Genomic DNA, 22,481 nt, shown 5'->3' with positions numbered 1-22,481 from the left:
GCGCCTCTTTTCGCCGAGACTGCATCTGCGTTCCGAGACTGCAGAAAATTCGCGCAGTCTCGGAACGCAGATGCAGTCTCGCGGGCAGGCGGTTGGGGGAGAGGGCGAGCGGACGGACGGACGGGAGAGGGAGAGAGGACGGCCGGAGGACCCGGGCGCGGCGCCCCGGGCTAGCCGATCAGGCTGGGCTGGAGGTCGCGGAGCGTGCGGCGATGCGTCATCCGCGTCACGCCGATCGCCGCGAGGACGAGGGCTCCGACGAGCCAGCCGCCGAGCACCGCGAAGTCGGCGAGGGCGCGGTTGATCGCGCCGCCGTACATGAGCTGGCGCATCGCGTCCACGACGTAGCCCATCGGCAGGACGTGATGCAGCCAGGCCAAGGGCTCGGGCAGCGTCTGCCAGGGGAACGTCCCACCGGCGGTGACCAGTTGCAGCACCATGAGGACGAGGCCGACGAACTGCCCGACCGAGCCCAGCCAGACGTTCAACGCCAGGATGATCGCCGCATAGGTCGCCGAGGCCAGCACCATCACCCCGAGCGCACCCCAGGGGTTGTCGAAGGTAAACCCGAGCGCGAAGGACAGCACGCCGAGGAGGCCGAGCATCTGCAGGGCGCCGAGCGCCGCGGGGGTGAGCCATCCGGCCAGCGTGATCCGCAGCGGCGAGTGCAGCGCGGTGACCGCCCGCCGGGAGACCGGCTTCACGATGAGGAAGAGCGCATAGATGCCGATCCAGCCCGCGAGAGCCGCGAAGAACGGGGCGAGGCCCTGTCCGTAGTCCTTGGCCGCGGCGACCTTGTCGGAGGCGACGGCCACGGGATCCGCGATGATCTTCGACTGCGCGTCGCGCAGCTCGGGCGTGGAGGCGGGGATCGCCTCGACCCCGGAGGCGAGGCCGTCCCGCAGCGTGCCGATCCCCTCGCCGAGGGTGCCCAGCCCGTCGCGCAGCGCGCCGGCGCCGTCGCGGGCCGAGGCGGCGCCGGTCGCCGCGGCCCCCGCTCCCGTCGCGGCGGTGCCCGCCCCCTCCGCGAGCTGCTGCGCGCTCGCCGCGAGTGTCGCGCTCCCCGAGGCCAGGGTCGCGCTTCCCGCGGCGAGCTGGTCGATCCGGCCGATCGCGGACTGTGCCGCCTCGTTGCCGGAGCGGATGCGGTCCGCCAGCGGATCCAGCGCGCCGAGCACGGAGTCGATCTGCTCCGGGGTCATCCCCTGCTTCGTCATCTCGGCGGCGAGGTCGGTCCTGACCTGCGGGAGCGTGTCGGTGGCCTGCTGCATGAGGGAGCCCGCCTCGTCCGCGGCCGCGGCGACCTGCTGGTTCCCGGCGCTGACCTGCTGTGCTCCGTCGGCGAGGCTCGCTGCCCCTCCGGCCAGTCGCTGGGCGCCGTCGGCGAGCTGGACGGTTCCGCTGGCGAGCTGGGCGGTGCCGTCGGCCAGCTGCGTCGTGCCGTCGGCGAGCTGGATGCTGCCGGACGAGGCGGTGTGCGCGCCGTCCAGGAGCTTCCCGGCGCCGTCCGTGGCCTCGGAGAGCTTGCCGCGGACGTCGCTGAGACCGGTGAGCAGCCGGTTCGCCGCTTCCGTGCCGACCATCTCGGCGACGGATCGACGGATCCGGTCGACCGCCGTCGAGCCGATCGAGGACGCGAGGTAGTTGTTCGCGTCGTTCGTCTCCAGCTCGATCCGGGCCTGGTGCGGCTCGTTGCCCGACGCCGAGGTGAGGGCGGCGGAGAAGTCCTTCGGGATGGTGACCGTGAAGTCGACCTCGCCGTCGTGGAGCGCATCGGACGCGGCCGTGGCGGTCATGCGCCGCCAGTCGAAGGCGCCGCCCTCGAGCAGGTTGTCGGCGACCTTCTCGCCGTAGTTGGTCGCCCCGCCGGTCGCGGAGGAGGACGAACCCTCGTCCTCGACGACGAGCGCCACCGGCACGTCGGGGAACTTCCCGTACGGGTCCTGGTTGGCCCACAGGTAGAGGCCGCCGTAGAGCACCGGCACGCACATCAGTGCGATGAGCGCGATCACGGCCATGGGGCTGGCGGTCAGGCGGCGCAGCTCGGCGCCGATCATCGCGGGAACCTTCATCGGTCGCCTCCGTCCTTCGTGGGGTTCTGCGCCGGATCGTGGGTGGTGTCCGCTGTGTCGGCTGTTTCGGCGGGAGGGTTCGGGGTGGGTCCGGAGTCGGGGGCCGGGATCAGTCCGGGATTGGGGTCGGGCTCCGGGTCGGGGATCAGCCCGAGGTCGAGCTCCGAGCCGTGGTCGTCGAGGGAGCCCTGTGCGGATTCGAGGTCGGGGTCGATCGTCGATGCCGGGTCGGCCGGAAGGGTCGCGTCGTCGGGCGCGAGGGTCGCGTCGGAACTCGGGGCGACGTCGAGTCCCGGTTCGTCGTCCGCGTCGCTGCTGTCGGACTCGCTGCTGTCGGACTCGGCGCCGTTGGACTCATCGCCGTCGATCGCTGTCGCGCCCGTCAGGTCGGCGAGCGGGGCGATCGGCTGCGTCGCATCGGACAGGTTGTCGGAGGCGAGGGTCTCGGGCAGCCCCTCGATGACGGCCGCCGCCGATCCGCCGACGATGACGAGCACGGCGAAGCCGCGGTCGGCGAACTCGGATGCGATCCGCCACCAGCCGTCGGGCCGTCCGCCGTGGCGGTCGGGGGAGACGAGGACGAAGCCCTCCACGCCGTCGCGGAGCACGGCCAGCTCGCTCAGGATGCGGACGCGGGCGGCGGGGGAGACGGTGCCGATGGGGCGGCCGGCGATGTCCTCGAAACCGGTCTGGGCGAGCCAGCGCCGTGCGTGGAACGGCGTGGCGGGCTGGCCGGCGAACATCAGCTCCTCGCCGACGACGGCGGCGACGGTCACGCCGGGGTGCGGGTCGTTGACGTCCGGCGCATCGACCAGCGCCATGCGCAGGCGCAGGTCCGAGGCGTTCCTCGTGCCGTCGATCGTCACCTCACCGGCGTCGGGGCGCATCCGTCCGCTCGCGATGAGGCCGAGGACCGTCGGGCGCTGCTCGGTCTCGGCGAGCACGAAGCGGGCGTGCCCGCTCTCGATCTCCAGCGAGGTCTCCGGGAGGGCGACGCCTCGACGCCCCTTGCTCACCTGGTGCAGGGCGATCCTCATGCGTGCGCCTCCTCGGCGGTGCTCGGGCCGGCGGCTTTTGGTGGGGTGGTGTTCGGTGCGGTGGTGTCTGGTGCGGTGGTGCGCGGTGTGGTGGTGCGGGAGGTCTCGGGGTGCGCCGCCATCAGGGCGTCGGCCTCGCGCCAGGACAGCCCGGCGATGCTGAGCACCGCGCGGACCGCGATGTCGCCGGCCGCGGGGGAGGACGGATCGGTGCGGGAGACGACCGTGCGGGCGGTCTCCTCGATGAGCCGGGCGAGTGTCGGGGCCGCGATGTCGGTGCGCAGCTGATCGTCGTCCTGGCCGCGGCGGACGATGCCGGCGAGCACCCGGCGGAGCGGGGCGAGGGCGTCGGCCGTCTCCTCGACATGGGTCTCGTCGAGTGCGATCGCGGCGGCGACCTGGACGTGGGCAGCCTCCTGCCAGAGCTCGGAGGTGAGTCGCATGAGGGCGACGCGGGCATCCGCCTCGTCCACGCGGTGCGCGATCGCGTTGAAGCGCTGTGCTCCGGCCGTGATGAGCTCGCGGACGAGGCTGCCCCTGTCGTCGAAGTGCCCGTAGAGCGCCCGGCGGCTGAGGCCGGCCTCGCGCGCGATCTGGTCGACCGATGCGTGCGGGTCGGCGGCCAGCGTCCGTGTCGCCGCGGCGAGGATGCCGGCCCGGTTCTCGGCGGCGTCCCGACGCTGGCGTCGGGGGGAGGAGGTCTCGATCACCGATCCAGAATAGTTATCTTGCACACAATCGTGCAAGATAGTTCGGCGGATTCCCAGAGAGGTCATCCTGCCCCGCCCGCGGCCGCCGTTTGTGCGCCGCCTACTCGCGCCGTTTGTGCCCCGCCGTGGCAGCTTCTGCGGGTTGGCGGGTGTCTCAACCCACAAGAACTGCCACGGCGGGGCACAAACCGCAGCTGGCGCACGCCGAACCGACGCCGAACCGCAGCCGAACCGACGCCCACGCACGCCAGGACGCGCGACCGACGCGCAACCGACCTCAGTCGGTGCCGGAGTCGAAGGCGGCGCCCTCGGAGGCCGCATCGACCGCGTCGGCGAGGGCCTCGTCCGAGGAGGAGAGGGTTCCGTCGACGGCACCGGCGATCTCCGACGCCTCGCCGGCGGTCACCCGGCCGACGAGCTCGCCGGTCGCGCCGCCCACGAGGCCGAGCCCCGCGTACTGCTCGAGCCGCGAGCGCGAGTCCGCGATGTCGAGGTTGCGCATGGTGAGCTGGCCGATCCGGTCCACCGGCCCGAAGGCGGCGTCGCCCACGCGCTCCATCGAGAGCTTCTCGGGGCCGTAGGAGAGGTTGGGGGAGACAGTGTCGAGGATCGTCCAGTCGTCGCCGCGGCGCAGACGCAGCGTGACGGTGCCGGAGATCGTGGACCCGACCCAGCGCTGGATCGACTCGCGCAGCATGAGCGACTGCGGCTCCAGCCACCGGCCCTCGTACATCAGGCGGCCGAGTCGGCGCCCCTGCTCGTGGTACGTCGCGAGGGTGTCCTCGTTGAGGATGCCGTTGATCAGGCGCTCGTAGGCGATGAACAGCAGGGCCATGCCCGGCGCCTCGTAGATGCCGCGGGACTTCGCCTCGATGATGCGGTTCTCGATCTGGTCGCTCATGCCGAGGCCGTGACGCCCGCCGATCGTGTTCGCCTCCTGCACCAGGGCCACCGGGTCGGTGAACGAGGTGCCGTTGATCGCGACGGGCCGGCCGCCCTCGAACGTCACCGTGACGTCCTCGGCGGCGATCTCGACCGCAGGATCCCAGAACTTCACTCCCATGATGGGATCGACCGTCTCCAGGGAGACGTCGAGGTGCTCCAGGGTCTTGGCCTCATGGGTGGCGCCCCAGATGTTCGCATCGGTGGAGTAGGCCTTCTCGGCGGAGTCCCGGTAGGGGAAGCCGTGGGCCCCGAGCCACTCGCTCATCTCCTGGCGGCCGCCGAGCTCGGTGACGAAGTCCGCGTCGAGCCAGGGCTTGTAGATGCGCAGGCGCGGATTCGCGAGCAGGCCGTAGCGGTAGAACCGCTCGATGTCGTTGCCCTTGTAGGTGGAGCCGTCGCCCCAGATGTCGACCCCGTCCTCCCGCATCGCCCGCACGAGCAGCGTGCCGGTGACGGCGCGGCCGAGGGGGGTGGTGTTGAAGTAGGTCTTGCCGCCGGCGCGGATGTGGAACGCGCCGCAGGCCAGGGCGACGAAGCCCTCCTCGACGAGCGCCGTCCTGCAGTCGATCAGGCGGGCGGCCTCCGCGCCGTACTCGAGCGCGCGGCCGGGGATCGAGGCGATGTCGTCCTCGTCGTACTGTCCGAGGTCGCCGGTGTAGGTGAACGGCACCGCGCCCTTGTCGCGCATCCAGGCGACGGCGACGGAGGTGTCGAGCCCCCCGGAGAAGGCGATGCCGACGCGCTCGCCGACGGGCAGGGACTGGAGGACCTTGGACATGCTTTCAGCTTATCGGCCCGGCGTGTCGGCCTCCGGCCGGTGGCGGGCCGGCGAGCGCGCGGGCGTCATGCCAGGACCATCGTCGGGACGGCTTCGACCATCGTCTAGGGATCGGAGACGAATGGCGGATGCCCGGCGGCATCAAGGCTCAATAGCGTGTCCTTCACAGCCGCGGCAGCCTCTTCTCTTCGAGGGCCGCGGGACGAACGGAAGACGAGCCGGGGGGCACGCGTCATGAAGAACCGCGGATGGTCGATCGCGCTCGGAGCATTGCTCCTCGTCATCGCCGCCTTCACCTTCGTCCGGTCCGAGGGGCGGGTCGAGGCCTATGTCAGCGGCACCGGCTGTCTCCTCGCGGGGATCGTGCTGATCGTCGTCGCTCTGCGTCGTCCGGTCGAGTAGCCCGCGACGCGCAGCACAGCTCCGTACGGCACAGCTTCCGTACGGCACAGATCCGCGCAGCAGCATCAGGAGGAGGCGGCACATGCAGGAACCGAGCGACGACGACACCGGTCGCGTGACGGGTGCGAGCCCTGCGACCTCGCACGCCCGTGCGATCTCGTCCGCGGTGTTCCAGTGGGCGACGGGCCTGCGTGAGGACGGCGCGGGCCGGGTCGTCTTCAGCGGAACGCGGGAAGGCCTCCCGGCTCTCGCGCGACTGGCCGGACCGAACGGCGCCGTCCTCCTCCCTTCGGACGGCGCCCTCGAAGACTGGCGGCTGCCCTCTGGGGTCCGCGTCCTGTCCTACGAGGGGGAGCTCGCTGTCCCGGGGGATGTCATGCACATCGGCCGCGGCTACGAGATCGAGCTGCAGGACTACCTCGCTCTCCCGTTCGTCCCCGTGACCCGTTCGACCGTCGTCCGCTGTCTGTCCGCCGAGGGCTGGGCCGCGTTCGCCGCGGACGCCGATGAGGCGAGGGCGACGGGTCTGCTGATCCCGCAGCTGACGTCGAGGTCCGTCGTCCTGGCCGACCGTGCCGTCATCGATGCCGCCGTGCGAGGCGTGGACGTCGAGGTCAACAGCCTCACGGTCGATGATCGGGGAGAGATCCGGCGCTGGCCGGTGGGGCCGCCGGTCGCCGCCGATGACGACGCGCTCCTCGCGCCGCAGCCCGCGCGCGCGTACTTCTCCTGCTTCGCCGACGGCGGGCCCGAGACGGTCGGCGGGCCCGAGACGGACGGCGGGCCCGAGACGGTCGGCGGCGGACCCCTGGCGACGGAGGCCTTGATCGTGGAGAGGCCGTGGCTCCCGCGGTATCTGACCGCGCTGCGCGTCGCCGGAGGGGAGGACGGGGAGACCTGGAGCCTCTCGGGGTTCGGGGGCACTCTGACCGGCGCGGATCCCGATCCGCGGGCCCGGCCCACGGGCGATCTGCTGATCTGGAGGGGCGACGAGTATCAGCTCGTCGCCGGGGACTCGGGGCGCCGGTTCTCGCTCGGACGCGACACCGCCCTCGTCGTCGAGTGCCTCCTCGGCGCGGCAACGGAGGACGATGCGCGCGCGGCGTTCGCGGATGCGGGCATCGCCGGCGGCGCAGACGTCGGAGGCGGTATCGGACGTGACATCGCGGACCTCCGCGCACGCTTCGCCGCGGCCGGCGTCCTGCTCGGCCCCGATGGGGAGACCCGCTGATGGAGCGGGCCTGGACGGCGCTCGTCCGCCCCAGCGCGGACCCGGGTCCTGCCGCGTGGGCGGTCTCCGCGAAGGGCACCCGCATCCGGTTCGCCGACGGCGTGGACGCCTTCTGCGCGACGAGCGGTCTGTGGAACGTCCCGCTCGGCTATGGGAACGCGGAGGTCGCCGAGGCCGTGGGGCGAGCGCTCCGCGACGCGTCGTACCTGACCCTCTTCCGGCGGAGCCACCCCTACGCCGAGGAGGCGGCGGCGCGGCTGATCGCCTTCACGGGGATGCCCTTCTCCCGGGTGCTCTTCTCCACGTCCGGCGGCGCGGCCAACGATGCCGTGATGAAGCTCGTCCGGCAGTTCTGGCACCTCGCCGGCAGCCCGCAGCGGCGGATCGTCGTCGGTCTGCGGGGGAGCTACCACGGGCTGACCCACGGTGCGCATGGGCTGAGCGGCGATGAGCTGGGGCAGGCCGTCTACGGCATCGACCGCCGTGACGTCCGGCACGTCCCGGTCGACGACGGCGCGGGGCTGGAGACGCTGATGAGGCGTGAGGGGAACCGCGTGGCGGCCGTCATCGTCGAGCCGGTGCTCGGGACGGGCGCCGTCGAGGTCCCGCCATCGTTCCTCGCCGTGCTCGACCGGCTTCGTGCGGAGCACGGCTTCCTCCTCGTCGCCGACGAGGTCGCCACGGGGTTCGGTCGTACAGGGCAGCGGTTCGCCTCGGCGGGCTGGGCATCGCCACCGGACGCGATGATCCTGTCGAAGGCGCTCACCAACGGCACCTGCGCTGCCTCCGCGATCGTGGTCGGCGAACGGATCGTGTCGGCCTTCGACCGGGAGGATGCGCTGTTCGTCCACGGTGAGACCCAGGCGGGCACACCGGCCAGCTGCGCTGCGATCCTCGCGACCCTGGACCTCTACGACTCCCTCGACGCCGACGCGCTCTTCCGCGATGTCGCCGACCGTCTCGACGCGGTCGTGGCACGGCTGCTGCATCATCCGCGCATCGTCGCCGCGCAGGGCCGCGGTGCGTTCCGGGCCCTGCGCATCCTCGGCACGTCGGCGGGCGGACGGGAACGCGAGGGCGCGCAGGGCGGCGAGACTGAGCAGGGTGGTGGGGCCGGACCGGGCGAGGGCCTCGCGCCGGACGCGGTGACGGATCTGGTCGAGCGGATTCGACGCCGGGGTGTCGTCGTCCACCCGGGCCCCGCGGGCATCCAGCTGATCCCTGCGGCCATCGCCGCCGCCGCGGACCTGGACCGGGCCGCCGCCGCGATCGAGACGGCTCTCGATGAGCAGGATGCGGCCATCGATGAACGCGGTGCGGCATGACCGCGCAGGCGCTTCCCGAGCGCGTCGCCGTCCACGACGGGTCCGTCCCCACGGTGATCGGGGCGGGGGCGGCCCTTCGCTCGCTGGCCCGACTCGGCGTGACCGAGGACTCCCTGCTCCTCATCGACGGCCGGGTCCTCGATCGCCATCCGGGGTTCGGAGAGCGGATGCGCCGGGTCATCTGTGTCGAGCCGCGCCGCGAGCCGCAGACCCAGCTGCTCGACCGCGTGCAGCGGGAGGTCGGGGCCGCGGAGCGCATCGACGCGGTCGTCGGAGTCGGCGGCGGTTCGGTGATGGACGCGGCGAAGCTCATCCGACTGTTCCGTGGCAGCAACACCGGTCTCCGTGCGGCGCAACGGTATGCGGAGTCGTTCGGCGTGTTCCTGGTCCCCGAGGCCTGGGGGCGGAAGCGGGTGCCGCTCGTCCTGATACCGACCACCCTCGGCACGGGATCCGAGGCCGGGGCCGTCGCGTGCCTTGAGGGCGCGGCCTCTCGACGGCTCGTCGCCGGCGCCGCTCTGAAGGCGGACTCGATCGTCCTCGACCCCGAGCTGACCCGTTCGCTGGACGGGATCGCCCTACGGGAAGGGGCAGCGGAGATCCTGCTCCGGATCATCGGCGGCTATGTCGGGAGCGAGCCCGGCGACGTCCAGGACGCGGCGGCGGAAGGGCTCGCCGCCCAGGCGGCGCGCACGGCGCACGAGGGACTCCGCCGCGGGTTCGACGACCGGATCCGCCTCCTCCTGGCGGCGGCCTCCGGCGAGACCCACGCGGGGTGGGCGCTCGCCGGGCGCGATCCGTACGGCGCGAAGCACTGGTATCTCGCCAACGAGATCTCCTCGGCCCAGCGCTCCAGGAAGGTGCCGGCGACGCTCCGTCTCCTTCCCGAGGTCTGGCGGAGGGTGATGGAGGGCGACCGTCGGTTCGGCGACCGCGCCCGGTTGGTGCGCATCTGGCGGATCGTCGCGGCGGAGATCGACCTCGACGCCGACCCGATCCGCGGCGCGCGCGCCTGGCCGTCGGCCTGGGGAATCGATCTCCCGCGCTTCCGCCGCAGCGCGATCGCCGCGGCCGCTCGAAGCTGCTCCCGTGCCTGGGCCGGTCGGCGCCCGGCGCTCCGGGGGATCTCCGAGGCCGAGATCCTCGCCGTCTACGCGGCAGCGTCGCAGTGGGCGCCGGACCCCGTGACCTCGGTCGGAGGGGAGGAGAGGAGGTGAAGACGATGACGGACATCAGCAGGTTCGGCTTCGAAGAGCTCGACGAGGCGGACGCGCCGGACGCGGAGACGTTCTGGTGGGGCATGTGGCTCGGTATCGGATACGTGGGCACCATCGCGGTGCTCGCCACCTGACCGGCGACGACGCCGGACGGGAAAGACGCATCGAAAGCAGAAAGGAGGTGGACGAATGGAACTCTCGCAGCAGCTGCGGTTCGAGGAGATCGAGAGCATGGAGGCTCCCGACTCGGACATGTACGTCGGCTTCAAGCTCGCCGTCTTCATCGGGCTCATCGCCCTCGTGACCTGAGATCGGCGTGCCCGGATCGACCAGGAGAGGGGGTGACGACATGCACGCGCACGACATGAGCCTCTGGTTCGAAGAGGTCGACCAGGCGGACGCGCCGATGAGCCCGGAGGAATGGCTGTTCAACATCGGCACATTCGCGTTCGCGGTGATCGCGATCGCGACCTGAGCGTGGTGGGCGGTCAGCACCCCGTGACCGCCCACTTCCTCGTTCGACCTCGCCACAGAGCCAGCGAAGACCAGAAGGAGACGACCGTGTCCCGAAACGACCAGGTGCACCGCGGCCGCGCTCCTGCGAGCCCGCCGGCGGTGCTCGCCGCCCTGCTCACCGCGGGTTCGCCGTCCGACGACCTCTACTCGACGGAGGGCTCCCGCCTCTACGAGCGGCTCGCGGAGTTCGACGTCAGCGAGCAGACGGCGCTCCTGCGCCTCCTCGCCGGCACGGACGGCGACATCCTGGAGCTCGCCTGCGGGGGCGGGCGCCTCGCGTTCCCCCTCCTCTCGCTGGGGCGTCCCGTGACCGGGCTCGATCTGTCTCCGGAGATGATCCGAGCCCTCGAGGAGCGATACCGGGCGCTGCCGGCCTCGCGACGGACCGTTCCATTGACCGGCGTCGTCGGCGACATGCGGGACTTCGTCCTGGGCGGCGTCTTCGGCGCGATCGTCCTCGGCACGACCTCCATGCTCCTGCTCGACGAGGAGGGGCGCCGACGTCTCTACGCCTCGGTGCGCCGTCATCTCGCCCCCGGCGGGAGGTTCTTCGTCTCGGTTCCGGGGAAGGCGATGGCGCCGGGATCCACGTCGACGCGGGTCGTGCCGCTGCGCGGCGAGACGCCCTCGGTGGCGATCGTCAGCGACCACGTCCGCGTGGGCGGGCGGACGAGGGACGTGTCGATCCTGCACCTCTCCCGGCCCGAGGGCGGTGACCTCGTCACGCGCGAGTTCTCCTCCACGGTCTTCCTGCTGACCGCGGGAGAGCTGGACAGGGAGCTGGCGGAGGCCGGATTCACCCTGGCCGACACCGTGATCGCCGACACCGTGGCTGCCGGCACTGCGACCGCCGGCACTGTGGCCGCCGACACTGCGACCGCCGGTGGTGGCGCGGAGGGCGGGCTGCTCGTCCGGGGGTACACGGCATGAGCGAGTCGGCTGTCGCGGCACGGTCCTGGGACGCGGCGCATCCGGCGCTGGCGGACCAGGTCGGCGTGGACCCGCCGCTGAGCGACGGCGCCCCCTGGATCATCTCCGTCGCAGGCGTCCCTCGGGCGCGCGTCGGAGCCGACTTCGCACGGATGGCGGCGCTCTTCGACGGCCGCCGCTCTCTGCGCGAGGCCGTGGAGTCGGCCGGCGTCGACGTTGACGCCGAGCAGGCGTTCGCCGCCGTGGATTCCCTGGCCGCGGCGGGCCTGCTCCAGAAGGACCCGCTCCACGGCGACCGGTCGTCGGACCGTCCCTCACGGCGCCCGAGCCGTGCGGCCCGGCGACCGGTCCATCCATCACGTCCGTCCCGCCCGCCGAGGACGAGCCCGCCGCCGGCAGGCGCGCGGAGGCCGGCGGGCGGGCGGCGTCTGGTCTACCGGCCTCCGCTCACCGTGCAGTGGACGCTGTTCGATCCGACGCCGGTCGCGTCCTTCCTCGCCCGCCCGTTCCGATCGGGCGGGGTCCGGCTCGCATCGCTCCTGATCCTCGCCGGGGTCTTGGTCCTCGCCCTGATCGCGGTCGTGCGGGACCGCGTGCTGATCCTCTCGCTGCTCGGCTCCCCGTTCCCGCTCGACCTCGTGCCGGTGCTCCTGCTCGTGATCCTCCTGCTGGGATGCGTGCACGAGCTCGGCCACGCCGTCGCGCTCGCCGCCTTCGGTGGTCGTCCCGCCCGCATGGGCGTGATGCTCTTCTATCTCACTCCGGCGTTCTTCTGCGACGTCACGGACGGGTGGCGGATCCGTGAGCGCTCGCGCCGGGCCGCCGTGGCGCTGGCGGGACCGGCCGTCCACCTCTTCGCCGGAAGCGTCGCCTTCGCCCTCGTCCCGTTCGTCGCCGATGCGGGCCTCCGCCGTCTTCTCGCGGTGGTCGGGGTGGCGTGCCTCGCCGCCGTCGTCGCGAACCTCATCCCGTTCATCAAGCTCGACGGATATCTGGCGCTGGTGGCGATCACCGACACGCCGAACCTCCGTGCTGCGGCCATCGGCGCCGCGCGCCGCGCTCTCGTCCGCCTGGCCTTCGGCATCGACGAGCGGCCGGACGACCCGCCGCGTTCCTGGATCCTGGCCGGATACGGCGCCCTGTGCACCCTGTTCCCCCTGGCGCTCTTCAGCTGGGTAGCGTCCCGGATGCAGCCCGTGCTCGTCGCCCTCGGCGCATGGACGTCGGCGGCCTTCCTCCTCCTCGTCCTCGTGTTCGTCATCGCTCTCCTCCGGCGGATCGGAGGGCTCGTCGCCTCCGCCCTTCGGCACAGAGCCCGGGCAGGCCGGGTCGCCTTCGCGTCCGCGGTCGCGGCGGCCATCTGCGGGGCCGTCCTGCTGGTGCCGATGCGGACGACCGTCCACGCCGGGTACGTCGTGGATGGAGGGCGCCTCTACATCGTCGCTTCCGGAGCCTCGGCCCTCGGCGCGCTCTCCCCGGGGGACGCGGTGCGCTTGCGGAGCAACGGCGTCCTCGTCCAGCCTCAGCTCGCCGTCGGGACGGTCGTCTCGGAGGCCGCGAGGGAGCTCCTTGCGCCGGTCGAGGCCATCGCCCCCGTTTCGGTCGCGAACGCGGGCGCGCGCTCGTCCGTCCCGGTGCACGCCGTCCCGCTCTCGACGGACGCCGACCTCGCCGACCTCCCGCGTGCGGGGGCGGCGGAGGCGGAGCTTGCGACGTCCACGCCGCTGGGCGCTCTGCTGGTGCGGCGCGTGATCGAGGAGCCGCTGGCGGCGATCCTCGAAGGAGAGGAGAGCCGATGACGGCCGCATCGAGGACGACGGGCGACGGGACGCCGCCGCCCGTCGTCGCGGCGCTCGCCCGTGCCTGCCAGCGCTTCGGCGCGCGTCCCCGGGGAGAGCCGAGGATCGGGTGGCACGGACGATCCGCGGGCGTGCAGGTCGTCCACGGCGCTGAGGCGCCCGCATGGCTCCGTGTCGTCGTCGCGCGCGCCGAGCTCGCGCGGGGGGACTGGTGGAACGGGAACGTCGAGGCGGAGGCCCTGGATGCGGTGCCCCGCCCACGGCTCCTCTCCTGGGACGAGTGGTCGGAGGGCGCGGTGACGGCGCGATCCGAGCTCATGGAGCTGCTCCCCGGAAGCGCCTGCGCGCCGACACCGGAGCTTCGCGTGGACCCGGGGCTCACGGATGCCTGGTGGACAGCGCTGGAGGAGGCTCTTGAGGCGCTCGCGCGACATCGGACCGATCGCGCGGTGACGACGCCCGAGTCCCTCTCCCATCGCACGCACGTCCTCTTCGGCGAGCGCTACGACCTGTCCGAGATCCCGTGGACGACGAGTCACGGCGATCTGCACTGGGCGAACCTCTTCGGCCCGGAGTTCGCGCTCGTCGACTGGGAGGCCTGGGGCGTCGCTCCGGCGGGGTCGGACATCGCGGGTCTCTATCTGCACTCGCTCCTCGTCCCCGAGGTCGCCGAGACGATCCGGAGCAGGTTCGCCGAGGTCCTCGACGCCCCCTCCGGGCGGCTCGGGATCGCCTACCAGGCCACACGTATGCTCGCGAGGGCGATGGCCGGTGACTATCCGGAGCTGATCGACCCGATCCACGAGTCCGTTCGCAGACACGGCCCGGTGCGGGCCAGGAAGGCATGACCATGAGAGCAGATGCCGTCGAGTTCCGCGGCTTCACACGACGGTTCGGCGATCGGACGGTCGTCGACTCACTGACGTTCTCGGTCGGGCAGGGCCGCATCGTCGGGCTCCTCGGCCCGAACGGCGCGGGAAAGAGCACGGCGATGCGGGGGCTCGTCGGTCTGCTGCGACCCACGGCCGGGACGGCGACGATCTTCGGCCGGACCTTCGCGGAGCTCCGCGACCCCGCGCGCATCGTCGGCGTGCACATGGACGGACTCGGTTTCGAGACCGGGATCACAGGGCGGAGACATCTCGAGATCCTCGCGATCGCGGCGGGGATGGCGAGGGAGCGCGTCGATCAGCTCCTCGACCTCGTCGGCCTGGAGGGCGAGGGCCGGAAGCGGGTGAAGAACTACTCGACCGGGATGCGGCAGCGTCTCGGGCTCGCCTCCGCGCTCATCGGGGATCCGGACCTGCTCATCCTCGACGAACCGGCCAACGGCCTCGATCCCGAGGGCATCCGGTGGCTCCGCTCGTTCCTGAGGGCCGAGGCGGACGCCGGGCGGACGATCCTCGTCTCGAGCCATCAGCTCGGCGAGCTGGAGCACGTCGTCGACGACGTCGCGATCATGAAGCGCGCGCTCCTGTACTTCGGCCCCCTCGACGCGCTGACGGGCTCCGGGGACCAGACGCTCGAAGACGGCTACTTCGACCTCGTCTCCTCGGTCGAGGGGGCGTCGCGATGAGCCGTGCGGATGCCGGCCGGATCTTCCGTCGGCTGCTCGGCGCGGAACTGCTGAAGGCGCGCTCGGGCGCCGTCCTCGCCACCATGTTCTCCTTCGTGCTCACCGTTCCGCTGCTGGTCGTCTTCATCACCGGGGCGACGGACGACGTCGACTTCGGCGACGGCCTCGCGGCCACGCGCACGTTCCTCTCGATCGGGGTGTCGGGAGCCCTCGGCTGCGTGTTCTTCGGCAGCTACATCGTCACGCGCGAGGACTACTACCGGTCGATGGATCGTGTCTTCGTCCTCGGCCCAGCCCGTCTCGTCTTCGGGGCGAAGGTCGCGGCGGCGGCGATCTTCGGCGGGCTCTTCGCCATCCTCGGCGCGGCGGTCTGGACCGCCATCTCGGCGATCCTCGTCCAGAGCAGGGGAGGGGAGTTCCTCGTCGGCGCCGACGCGCTGGCGATGGCGGCCGGCTATCTCGTCGCGGGGGTGCTGGGCGCGGTCATGGGCTGCGGAGTCGGCTGGGTCGTCCGCAACTACTATCTCGCCGTCCTCGTCCTTCTCGTGCTCCCCCCGATCATCGGGGTCCCGCTTCTGAGCCGTGCCCGCGACGTGGAGAGGTTCCTGCCCATCGGTGCGAGTGCGGGGCTCGGCGGGGTCGGCATCGACGGCCTCCTGTCCCCGCCGATCGCCGGGACGGTCCTCGCGGGGTGGGCGCTCCTCGCCGTCCTCGTCGGATGGATGGACCTCCGACGGCGGGCGGCAGCGTGACGCATGCCGTCCGCGCTCTCCGAATCGAGGCGCGGCGGTTCATCCGCGATCGGTACGTCCCGGCATTCCTCGCCCTCGCGGCCCTGCCGCTGATCGCCCTCCTCGGCAGTCTGCCGGAGGGCCTGTCGGAGGCGCCGGACGGGGTGCTCCTCGGCCTGCGCGCGCACGTCGGGACCGGGCTCCTCTCGCAGGTCGCGCTGCTCGCGGCGGCGCTCGGAGCCATCCGCACCTCCACGGCCTTCGCGCAGGGCATCGTCGGCCGGGACGCCCTCGCGTTGCCGGGGATGCTGCCGTTCTGGTCCCGTGCCTGCTCCTCGGCCGTCGCCGGCGCGCTGGTGGGCACGACGGCCTGGACCCTCGCGAGCATGGGCGTCCGGCTCGTCGCCGGCGCCGACGTCGTGGACCCGGCGCTTCTCGGCCCCGCAGCGGCCCTGGGCGTGGGGGCCGGGATCTGGGGGTTCGCGATCGGAGCGCTCGTCCGTGCTCCGCTGTCCGTGCTGCTGGTGGTCTTCGCCTCCCTGACCCCGCCGCTGTTCCTCGCGTCGATCGCTCCCGTGGTCGCGGATCTGCTGCCGCTCGGGAGCGCGCTGCTGGCGGCGGGAAGCCCGATCGGTGCGGGAGGGGACGGGCCGGGACAGGCCTTTGGAGCCCTCGTCGCAGGGGCCTGGGGATCGATCCTGATCCTCGCCGCGCTCCTCGCGTACCGTTGGCGATCACGGCTCCCCTGAGGACGCCTGATCGCCGCCGGTCGGCGGAAAAGAGGCCGGATGATCGAATGTCGGACTTGTCCTCCGAAAAGGGGACAAGGAAACCGAAAATCCGGAAGAGGTCCGGTGCTAGCGTGACAGCCGGGGGGCTTTTATGAGAGGTGTTTTCACGAGTAGATGCCGACGGATCGGACGGAGGCGCCGTGCACCGGCGCCGGATCCGGAGTCGGCACAGCCCGGGCTGTCACGGAGGAACAGCGGGGTGCGCGGTGGCGGACGCTGAGCCGGTCCACGATGTGATCATCGTCTGCGGCGACACCCTCGTCACCTCCGCGCTGTCCACGATCCTGTCGTCGGCGAGCCAGCGGCTGCGCATCACCGTGAGCTCCGTTCTGAGCGGAGCGGTCGCGGCGAAGGGCGCCGGGGTGCCGCCGATCGTGGTCTACGACGTCGCCTCGGAGACGAGGGCAGAGCGGATTGCGCTGGCCGACCTCGCCGGGGTGAGTCAGCGGGCTCGGGTGATCGCCGTGACGCCCACGGAGTCGTTCGATCGGATTCCCGCCCTTCTGGACGCGGGTGCGTGCGGGATCGTCGGCCGCAACGCCGCGCCGGAGGAACTGGTCCGTGCGGTCCTGGAGGTCGCCGGCGGACATGTGTTCGTGTCGCGCCTGATGCTCCGCCAGATCGTCGAGCATGTCGCGCGCTCCGCGGGAAGGTCCCGTCCCGTGCGGGTGCACGGGGATGAGCTGCTGGCGCCGCGGGAGCGCGATGTCGTCGCCCTCCTGATGCGAGGGATGACGAACCGGGAGATCGCCGCGAACATGCACCTCTCGGAGGCGACGGTCAAAGCGCATCTGGGGAGGGTGATGAGCAAGTGGCAGGTGCGCGATCGGCTCCAGGTCGCGCTGCACGCGCTCGACCGCGGAACGATCCGTTCCTGAGGTCAGCCGGCCCGTGTCGCAGGGGCCCTGCCGCAGGGGGTGACCGGCGGTCGTCAGCTGTCGGCGCCGCGCCTTCGCGACACCCAGATCACCCCGGCGCCGACCGCGAGGATGCCGAGGGCGATGCCGACCACGTAGGCGGCGACGCCGGGATAGCCGCCGACGAGGTGGGGGTCCAGGAACGGGTAGGGGTACCACCAGGGATTGCCGGTGGTCGGGGCGGTGATGGCGTTCGCGCGGAGCAGTGTGTACACGACCCAGGCGATCGGGAAGGCGGCGATCGCGCCGAGAACGCCCCAGCCCAGGCGTCGGCGTGAGGGGGCGAAGAAGACGTCCGCGAGGAGGAGCAACGGGCCGAGCACGTGCAGCACCTCGTTGATCCACGGGGCGGAGATCCCGACCTGTGCGATGTTGCGCAGCAGGAGGTTGTAGACGATCCCGGTGACGATCATGAAGGTCGCGACGCAGGCGAGCAGGACGGAGAGCCCGCGGGGCTCGGTGCGCCCGTCGCGTCCGCGCGCCAGCGACCAGGCTCCCGCGATGCCCAGTCCGATCACGGCGAACACGTTGGACAGGATCGTGAAGTAGCTGAAGAAGTTGACGATGACCGTCGGCAGGTGACCGGCCGCCGGCGTCGTCGCGGACAGCGCGTTGGACACGGTCATCGACAGCTGGGAGAGGACGGTGACGAGCAGGAGCGCGGCGCCGGCGAGGCGGAGCGCCGACCATCCGGCGACGAAGGCGGGGGATGCGGGTGCGCGACGCTGCGCGGAGACGGGGGAGGTCACGGGATCACTCTAGGACGCACCCCGGCCCGGCCGCCGCCGAACCCCGCGAAACTGCATCTGCGTCACGAGACCGCGCAATTTTCTCGCAGCCTCGGAACGCAGATGCAGTCTCGCGGAAGAGGCGCGGGGAGCGCGGAAGGGGCGCGGGAAGAGCGCGGTAGGGGCGCAGACGAGCGTCCGAGGCCTCCCGATAGGATGGGACGGCCCGATCGGGCCAGCTCACGGCCGGTGCAAACCCGGCGAAGCAGCGGCTGCGGACAGCGGTCGACACCAAGGGGGTTCTCCCATGCCAGGAATCGTGATCATCGGCGTCCAGTGGGGCGACGAGGGCAAGGGCAAGGCGACTGATCTGCTCGGAGAGCGGACCGACTGGGTCGTGAAGTTCAACGGCGGGAACAACGCCGGGCACACCGTCGTCGTGGGCGACGAGAAGTACGCCCTGCACCTGCTCCCCTCCGGCATCCTCTCGCCGGGCGTCACCCCGGTCATCGGCAACGGCGTCGTGATCGACCTCGAGGTGCTCTTCAGCGAGCTCGAGGCGCTCGGCTCGCGCGGCATCGACATCTCGCGCCTGAAGGTGAGCGCCAACGCGCACATCATCACGCAGTACCACCGCACGCTCGACAAGGTCACCGAGCGATTCCTCGGCAAGCGCATGATCGGCACCACCGGCCGTGGCATCGGCCCGGCCTACGCCGACAAGATCAACCGTGTCGGGATCCGCGTGCAGGACCTCTTCGACGAGAACATCCTGCGGCAGAAGGTCGAGGGCGCGCTCGACCAGAAGAACCACCTGCTGGTGAAGGTCTTCAACCGCCGCTCGATCACCGTGGACGAGATCCTTGAAGACCTCCTGTCCTACGCCGATCGGCTGCGTCCGATGGTCGCCGACACCGGTGCGCTCCTCGACGAGGCGTTGAAGCGCGACGAGGTGGTCGTCTTCGAGGGCGGCCAGGCCACGATGCTCGACGTCGACCACGGCACCTACCCGTTCGTCACCTCCTCCTCCGCGACCGCGGGCGGTGCGGCGACCGGATCGGGTGTTGGCCCAGGGCGCCTCGACCGGATCGTCGGCATCGTCAAGGCGTACACCACGCGCGTCGGTTCCGGTCCGTTCCCGACCGAGCTCTTCGACGAGCAGGGCGAGTGGGTGCGCGCCCGCGGCTTCGAGTTCGGCACCACCACGGGCCGTCCGCGGCGGGTGGGCTGGTACGACGCCCCGATCACGCGCTATGCGACGCGGATCAACGGGATCACCGACCTCGTCCTCACCAAGCTCGACATCCTCACGGGCCTCGAGCAGATCCCGGTCTGCGTCGCCTACGACGTCGACGGGACCCGGTTCGAGGACGTGCCGGTGAACCAGAGCGACTTCCACCACGCGAAGCCGATCCTGGAGCTCTTCCCGGGGTGGAGCGAGGACATCTCGACCGCGCGCACGTTCGAGGACCTGCCGAAGAACGCGCAGGACTACGTGCTGGCGCTGGAGAAGATGAGCGGGACGCGGATCTCCGTGATCGGCGTCGGCCCGGAGCGCGACCAGGTCGTCGTCCGCCACGACCTCGTCGACTGACGTGACCCGATTCTGGGTCGGCGGCTACGGCCCCGACATGGGCGGCGCGGCCACCGGGATCGGCCTCCTCGCCGGCGATGAGGGACGCGAGCCGACCACGCTCGCCTACCGCGGGGCGGTGGTGCCGGCGGCATCGCCGTCCTGGCTGGCGGCGCACCCTCGGCTCGACGTCGTCTATGCGGCGCTGGAGGGCGCGGGTGCCGTCGCCGCGTTCACACGGAGCGGCGAGACCTCGCTCACGCCCCTCGGCCGCCCCGTCGACGCGGGCGAGTCGGTCTGCCACCTCGCGGTCGCGCCGGACGGCGGCTCGCTCATCGCGAGCTGCTACGGAGACGGCCGGGTCGTCCGGTTCGGGCTCGGACCCGACGGCTCCCTCCTGCAGGCCGTGGCGGACGATGCCGCGGAGCTCCGCGCGGCGCTTCTCGGCGAGGAGCTTCCGGAGTCCGGAGCGGCGGCGGATCCGCTCGCGGCGTCCGACCCCTACGCCTCGGATCCGGATCGCCTCGACCCCAACGGCAGTCCGCGCGTCTCCCACGCGCACGCCTCCGCCTTCCTCCCGGATGGACGGATCGCGACCACCGACCTCGGCTTCGACCTCGTCCGGTTCTGGCGACAGGGGCCTTCCGGGCTGATCCTCGACCACGAGGTCGTGCTGCCGCGGGGGACGGGTCCGCGGCACATGGTCGTGCATCCGAGCGGGCATCTCCATGTCGTGACGGAGTACTCCTGCGAGGTGTTCACGCTCGCCGCAGGCCCCGACGGGCGCTGGGCGGTCGTCGCCGCGACGATGACGGCTCCGATCGCGCAGATCGGGTCCGACTTCCCCGCCGAGCTCGCCCGTTCCCGCGACGGTGCGACGCTGTACACCGCGCTCCGCGGCAGCAACACGATCGCCGCTCTCCGTGTCCGCGGGGCCGGCGAGATCGTCGAGCCGCTCGCGCTCGCCGATTCCGGCGTCGACTGGCCGCGCCATCATCTGGTGCACGACGGCCTGCTGCTCGTGGCCGGTCAGCGATCCGACGACATCGTCGTGCTCGACCTCGACGATCGAACGGGCGCCCCCGGCCGTCTCCGCCACCGCACCCCCGCGCCGGCCCCGACGGTCTTCCTCCCCGTCCGCTGATCGTCCCGGTCGCCTGATCGCCCCGTCGCGCTGGCCTCGTCCGTCGCGCCCCGTCCGCATTTTGTGCCCCGCCGTGGCAGCAGTTGTGGGTTGAGTGGCGTGTCAACCCACAACAACTGCCACGGCGGGGCATTTAGTGCGCGGAGCCCGGTGCGAGGGACATTCCGTCGGATGGATGCACCGTTGTCGGCCTGGCTGGCGTGGTGAGGCCGACAGGCATGCATTTGGCCGACAGGACTGACAGGGCCAGATCGGGTCGACAGGAGTGCACAGGACAGGAACAGATCGGGCCGACAGGACTGACAGGACCAACAGGACACAAGGCCGACAGGACCAGATCGGGTCGACAGGAGTGCACAAGGCCGACAAGAGCGCATCGGACCGACAGGGCCGCTTCAGTCCGACAGGACACAGGTCCGACAGGACCGCATCGACCCGACAGCACCGCATCCCACCGATGAGTGCGCGCTGATCGAACAGAACGCGTCGATATCCGGCTGAAGGGAATCGGTCCGGGGAGCGCGCTGTTCTGTCAGGGTGGAACGCGGGGGAGCCCCCTTCGGAAAGGCGGCAGGACATGGCGACGGGCAAGGACTTGACGACGGACGAATACGACCTCATCGTGCTGGGCGGAGGGCCGGTCGGCGAGAACGTCGCGGATCGCGCGGTGCAGGCGGGGCTGACGGCGGTGATCGTCGAGAGCGAGCTCGTCGGCGGCGAATGCTCCTACTGGGCCTGCATGCCGTCGAAGGCGATGCTGCGCTCGGCGCAGGCCCTGCGGGCGGCCCGCAACGTGGCGGGGAGCGCCGAGGCGGTGACCGGCGACCTCGACGTGCACGCGGTGCTGGCCCGGCGGAACCGTTTCGCGAGCGACTGGTCGGACGACGGACAGGTCGCCTGGGTCCAGGGGGCGGGGATCGACCTCGTCCGCGGACACGGGCGGATCGCCGGCGAACGCGTGGTCGCGGTGACGACGCCGGACGGCGGGGAGCGACGGCTCACGGCCCGCCACGCCGTGGCGATCAGCACCGGGACCGACGCCACGATCCCGCCGATCCCGGGGCTCCGGGAGGCGGATCCCTGGACGAGCCGGGAGGCCACGAGCGCACAGGAGGTGCCGGCGTCGCTCGCGATCGTCGGCGGGGGCGTCGTGGCGGTGGAGATGGCGACCGCATACGCGGCGCTGGGCTCGCATGTGACCCTGATCGCCCGGGGCGCGCTGCTCGGGTCCGTCGAGCCGTTCGCGGGCGAGCTCGTCGCCGACGGACTGCGCGAGCTCGGCGTCGACGTCCGGCTGGAGACCGCGACCCTGAGCGTCGAGCGTGATGCGAACGGCGTCGCCGTCCGCACGGACGGCGGCGACGTCGAGGCCGCGGAGGTGCTCGTGGCCACCGGCCGTCATCCTCGCAGCGGCGACATCGGCCTGGAGGTCGTCGGCCTGGAGCCGGGCGGCTGGATCCGCACGGACGACACCCTGCGCGTGCCGGGGATCGACTGGCTGTACGCGGTGGGAGACGTCAACGGGCGCGTGCTGCTCACGCACCAGGGCAAGTACCAGGCGCGTGCGGCGGGCGACGTGATCGCCGCCCGCGCGGCCGGGCAGGCGATCGACGACGGGCCGTGGGGCCGCCATGCCGCCACCGCCGATCACTCCGCGGTCCCGCAGGTGGTGTTCTCGGAGCCCGAGGTCGCCGCCGTCGGCCTCACCGAGGCGACGGCCCGCGAGGCCGGACGTCGCGTCCGCGCGGTCGATGTGGAGTTCTCCTCGGTCGCGGGGGCGGGACTGCACGAGGACGGCTACCGGGGGAAGGCCCGGATGGTGGTCGACGAGGACCGCGGCGTCATCGTCGGCGTGACCCTCGCCGGTCCCGACGTCGCCGAGCTGATCCACGCCGCCACGGTCGCCGTCGCCGGGGAGGTGCCGATCGCGCGTCTGTGGCATGCGGTCCCCTCCTACCCGACGATGAGCGAGGTGTGGCTGCGGCTGCTGGAGGCCTACGGGCGGAATTACGCCTGATGAAGGCGATATCGCGTCGATGTCGGACGTGTGGCCTACGCT

The 22,481-nt window shown here is 71.9% G+C and carries 22 protein-coding genes; 17 read left to right on the top strand and 5 right to left on the bottom strand.

Features of this window, described 5'->3' with window-relative positions:
- Positions 1-170: 170 nt before the first annotated feature.
- The 4 genes from J2Y69_RS07820 to argG form a co-directional block, all read right to left on the bottom strand.
- The gene (locus J2Y69_RS07820) at positions 171-2,072 is read right to left on the bottom strand and encodes a YhgE/Pip domain-containing protein (protein WP_310019282.1); all 1,902 of its coding nucleotides are present in this window, start codon (positions 2,070-2,072) and stop codon (positions 171-173) included.
- Positions 2,069-3,109: a P-loop NTPase family protein gene (locus J2Y69_RS07815; protein WP_310019280.1), complete on the bottom strand. Its 1,041-nt coding sequence runs from the start codon at positions 3,107-3,109 to the stop codon at positions 2,069-2,071. The genes J2Y69_RS07820 and J2Y69_RS07815 overlap by 4 nt, the downstream gene beginning before the upstream one ends.
- Positions 3,106-3,819 (bottom strand): TetR/AcrR family transcriptional regulator, encoded by a 714-nt coding sequence (locus tag J2Y69_RS07810; protein ID WP_310019278.1) that lies wholly within the window; start codon positions 3,817-3,819, stop codon positions 3,106-3,108. The genes J2Y69_RS07815 and J2Y69_RS07810 overlap by 4 nt, the downstream gene beginning before the upstream one ends.
- A gap of 277 nt (positions 3,820-4,096) precedes the next feature.
- On the bottom strand, positions 4,097-5,542 hold the full coding sequence (argG, locus tag J2Y69_RS07805; protein WP_310019275.1) for an argininosuccinate synthase: 1,446 nt from the start codon (positions 5,540-5,542) through the stop codon (positions 4,097-4,099).
- Between the two features lie 234 nt (positions 5,543-5,776).
- Here argG and J2Y69_RS07800 point away from each other — a divergent pair, with 234 nt between their 5' ends.
- From J2Y69_RS07800 to J2Y69_RS07735, 14 genes are all read left to right on the top strand, one after another.
- Positions 5,777-5,944, top strand: coding sequence for a hypothetical protein (locus J2Y69_RS07800; RefSeq protein WP_310019273.1), 168 nt, complete (start codon positions 5,777-5,779; stop codon positions 5,942-5,944).
- 82 nt (positions 5,945-6,026) lie between these two features.
- Complete coding sequence (gene mpaB, locus J2Y69_RS07795; RefSeq protein ID WP_310019271.1) at positions 6,027-7,175, top strand: daptide biosynthesis RiPP recognition protein; 1,149 nt, start codon at positions 6,027-6,029, stop codon at positions 7,173-7,175.
- Positions 7,175-8,500, top strand: coding sequence for a daptide-type RiPP biosynthesis aminotransferase (gene mpaD / locus J2Y69_RS07790; RefSeq protein ID WP_310019269.1), 1,326 nt, complete (start codon positions 7,175-7,177; stop codon positions 8,498-8,500). The genes mpaB and mpaD overlap by 1 nt, the downstream gene beginning before the upstream one ends.
- Positions 8,497-9,717, top strand: coding sequence for an iron-containing alcohol dehydrogenase (locus J2Y69_RS07785; protein WP_310019266.1), 1,221 nt, complete (start codon positions 8,497-8,499; stop codon positions 9,715-9,717). Before mpaD ends, J2Y69_RS07785 begins: the two co-directional genes overlap by 4 nt.
- On the top strand, positions 9,714-9,851 hold the full coding sequence (locus J2Y69_RS07780; RefSeq protein WP_310019264.1) for a hypothetical protein: 138 nt from the start codon (positions 9,714-9,716) through the stop codon (positions 9,849-9,851). The genes J2Y69_RS07785 and J2Y69_RS07780 overlap by 4 nt, the downstream gene beginning before the upstream one ends.
- A gap of 55 nt (positions 9,852-9,906) precedes the next feature.
- Entirely contained in the window at positions 9,907-10,026 is a 120-nt protein-coding gene (locus J2Y69_RS07775) for a daptide-type RiPP (RefSeq protein WP_310019262.1), read from the top strand.
- 40 nt (positions 10,027-10,066) lie between these two features.
- A complete protein-coding gene (locus J2Y69_RS07770; protein ID WP_310019260.1) occupies positions 10,067-10,192 on the top strand; it encodes a hypothetical protein in 126 nt (41 codons plus the stop codon).
- 86 nt (positions 10,193-10,278) lie between these two features.
- Positions 10,279-11,163 carry a daptide-type RiPP biosynthesis methyltransferase gene (mpaM, locus tag J2Y69_RS07765; RefSeq protein ID WP_310019258.1) on the top strand — a complete coding sequence of 295 codons (885 nt, stop codon included), beginning with the start codon at positions 10,279-10,281 and terminating at the stop codon, positions 11,161-11,163.
- Positions 11,160-12,962 carry a hypothetical protein gene (locus J2Y69_RS07760; protein WP_310019255.1) on the top strand — a complete coding sequence of 601 codons (1,803 nt, stop codon included), beginning with the start codon at positions 11,160-11,162 and terminating at the stop codon, positions 12,960-12,962. The genes mpaM and J2Y69_RS07760 overlap by 4 nt, the downstream gene beginning before the upstream one ends.
- Complete coding sequence (locus tag J2Y69_RS07755) at positions 12,959-13,810, top strand: hypothetical protein (RefSeq protein WP_310019252.1); 852 nt, start codon at positions 12,959-12,961, stop codon at positions 13,808-13,810. Before J2Y69_RS07760 ends, J2Y69_RS07755 begins: the two co-directional genes overlap by 4 nt.
- Positions 13,807-14,538 (top strand): ABC transporter ATP-binding protein, encoded by a 732-nt coding sequence (locus J2Y69_RS07750; RefSeq protein ID WP_310019250.1) that lies wholly within the window; start codon positions 13,807-13,809, stop codon positions 14,536-14,538. The genes J2Y69_RS07755 and J2Y69_RS07750 overlap by 4 nt, the downstream gene beginning before the upstream one ends.
- Positions 14,535-15,290 (top strand): hypothetical protein, encoded by a 756-nt coding sequence (locus J2Y69_RS07745; RefSeq protein WP_310019247.1) that lies wholly within the window; start codon positions 14,535-14,537, stop codon positions 15,288-15,290. The genes J2Y69_RS07750 and J2Y69_RS07745 overlap by 4 nt, the downstream gene beginning before the upstream one ends.
- The gene (locus J2Y69_RS07740) at positions 15,287-16,018 is read left to right on the top strand and encodes a hypothetical protein (RefSeq protein ID WP_310019245.1); all 732 of its coding nucleotides are present in this window, start codon (positions 15,287-15,289) and stop codon (positions 16,016-16,018) included. Before J2Y69_RS07745 ends, J2Y69_RS07740 begins: the two co-directional genes overlap by 4 nt.
- A gap of 248 nt (positions 16,019-16,266) precedes the next feature.
- Positions 16,267-16,938, top strand: coding sequence for a response regulator transcription factor (locus tag J2Y69_RS07735; RefSeq protein WP_310019242.1), 672 nt, complete (start codon positions 16,267-16,269; stop codon positions 16,936-16,938).
- Between the two features lie 53 nt (positions 16,939-16,991).
- On the opposite strand, the gene J2Y69_RS07730 is transcribed toward J2Y69_RS07735, so the two are convergent.
- Positions 16,992-17,726 carry a Pr6Pr family membrane protein gene (locus J2Y69_RS07730; RefSeq protein WP_310019240.1) on the bottom strand — a complete coding sequence of 245 codons (735 nt, stop codon included), beginning with the start codon at positions 17,724-17,726 and terminating at the stop codon, positions 16,992-16,994.
- A gap of 286 nt (positions 17,727-18,012) precedes the next feature.
- Between J2Y69_RS07730 and J2Y69_RS07725 the strand changes: the two genes are divergently transcribed.
- From J2Y69_RS07725 to J2Y69_RS07715, 3 genes are all read left to right on the top strand, one after another.
- Positions 18,013-19,299, top strand: a complete 1,287-nt coding sequence (locus tag J2Y69_RS07725; protein WP_310019238.1) for an adenylosuccinate synthase — start codon at positions 18,013-18,015, stop codon at positions 19,297-19,299.
- 1 nt (position 19,300) lies between these two features.
- Positions 19,301-20,422: a lactonase family protein gene (locus J2Y69_RS07720; RefSeq protein ID WP_310019236.1), complete on the top strand. Its 1,122-nt coding sequence runs from the start codon at positions 19,301-19,303 to the stop codon at positions 20,420-20,422.
- Positions 20,423-20,999: 577 nt separating this feature from the next.
- Complete coding sequence (locus J2Y69_RS07715) at positions 21,000-22,439, top strand: dihydrolipoyl dehydrogenase family protein (RefSeq protein ID WP_310019234.1); 1,440 nt, start codon at positions 21,000-21,002, stop codon at positions 22,437-22,439.
- Positions 22,440-22,481: the final 42 nt, after the last annotated feature.

This window comes from Microbacterium resistens, from assembly GCF_031456305.1.
Lineage (GTDB): Bacteria > Actinomycetota > Actinomycetes > Actinomycetales > Microbacteriaceae > Microbacterium > Microbacterium resistens_A.
Note: the sequence above shows the minus strand (reverse complement) of the source record. Positions and strands in the feature narration are given on the sequence as shown.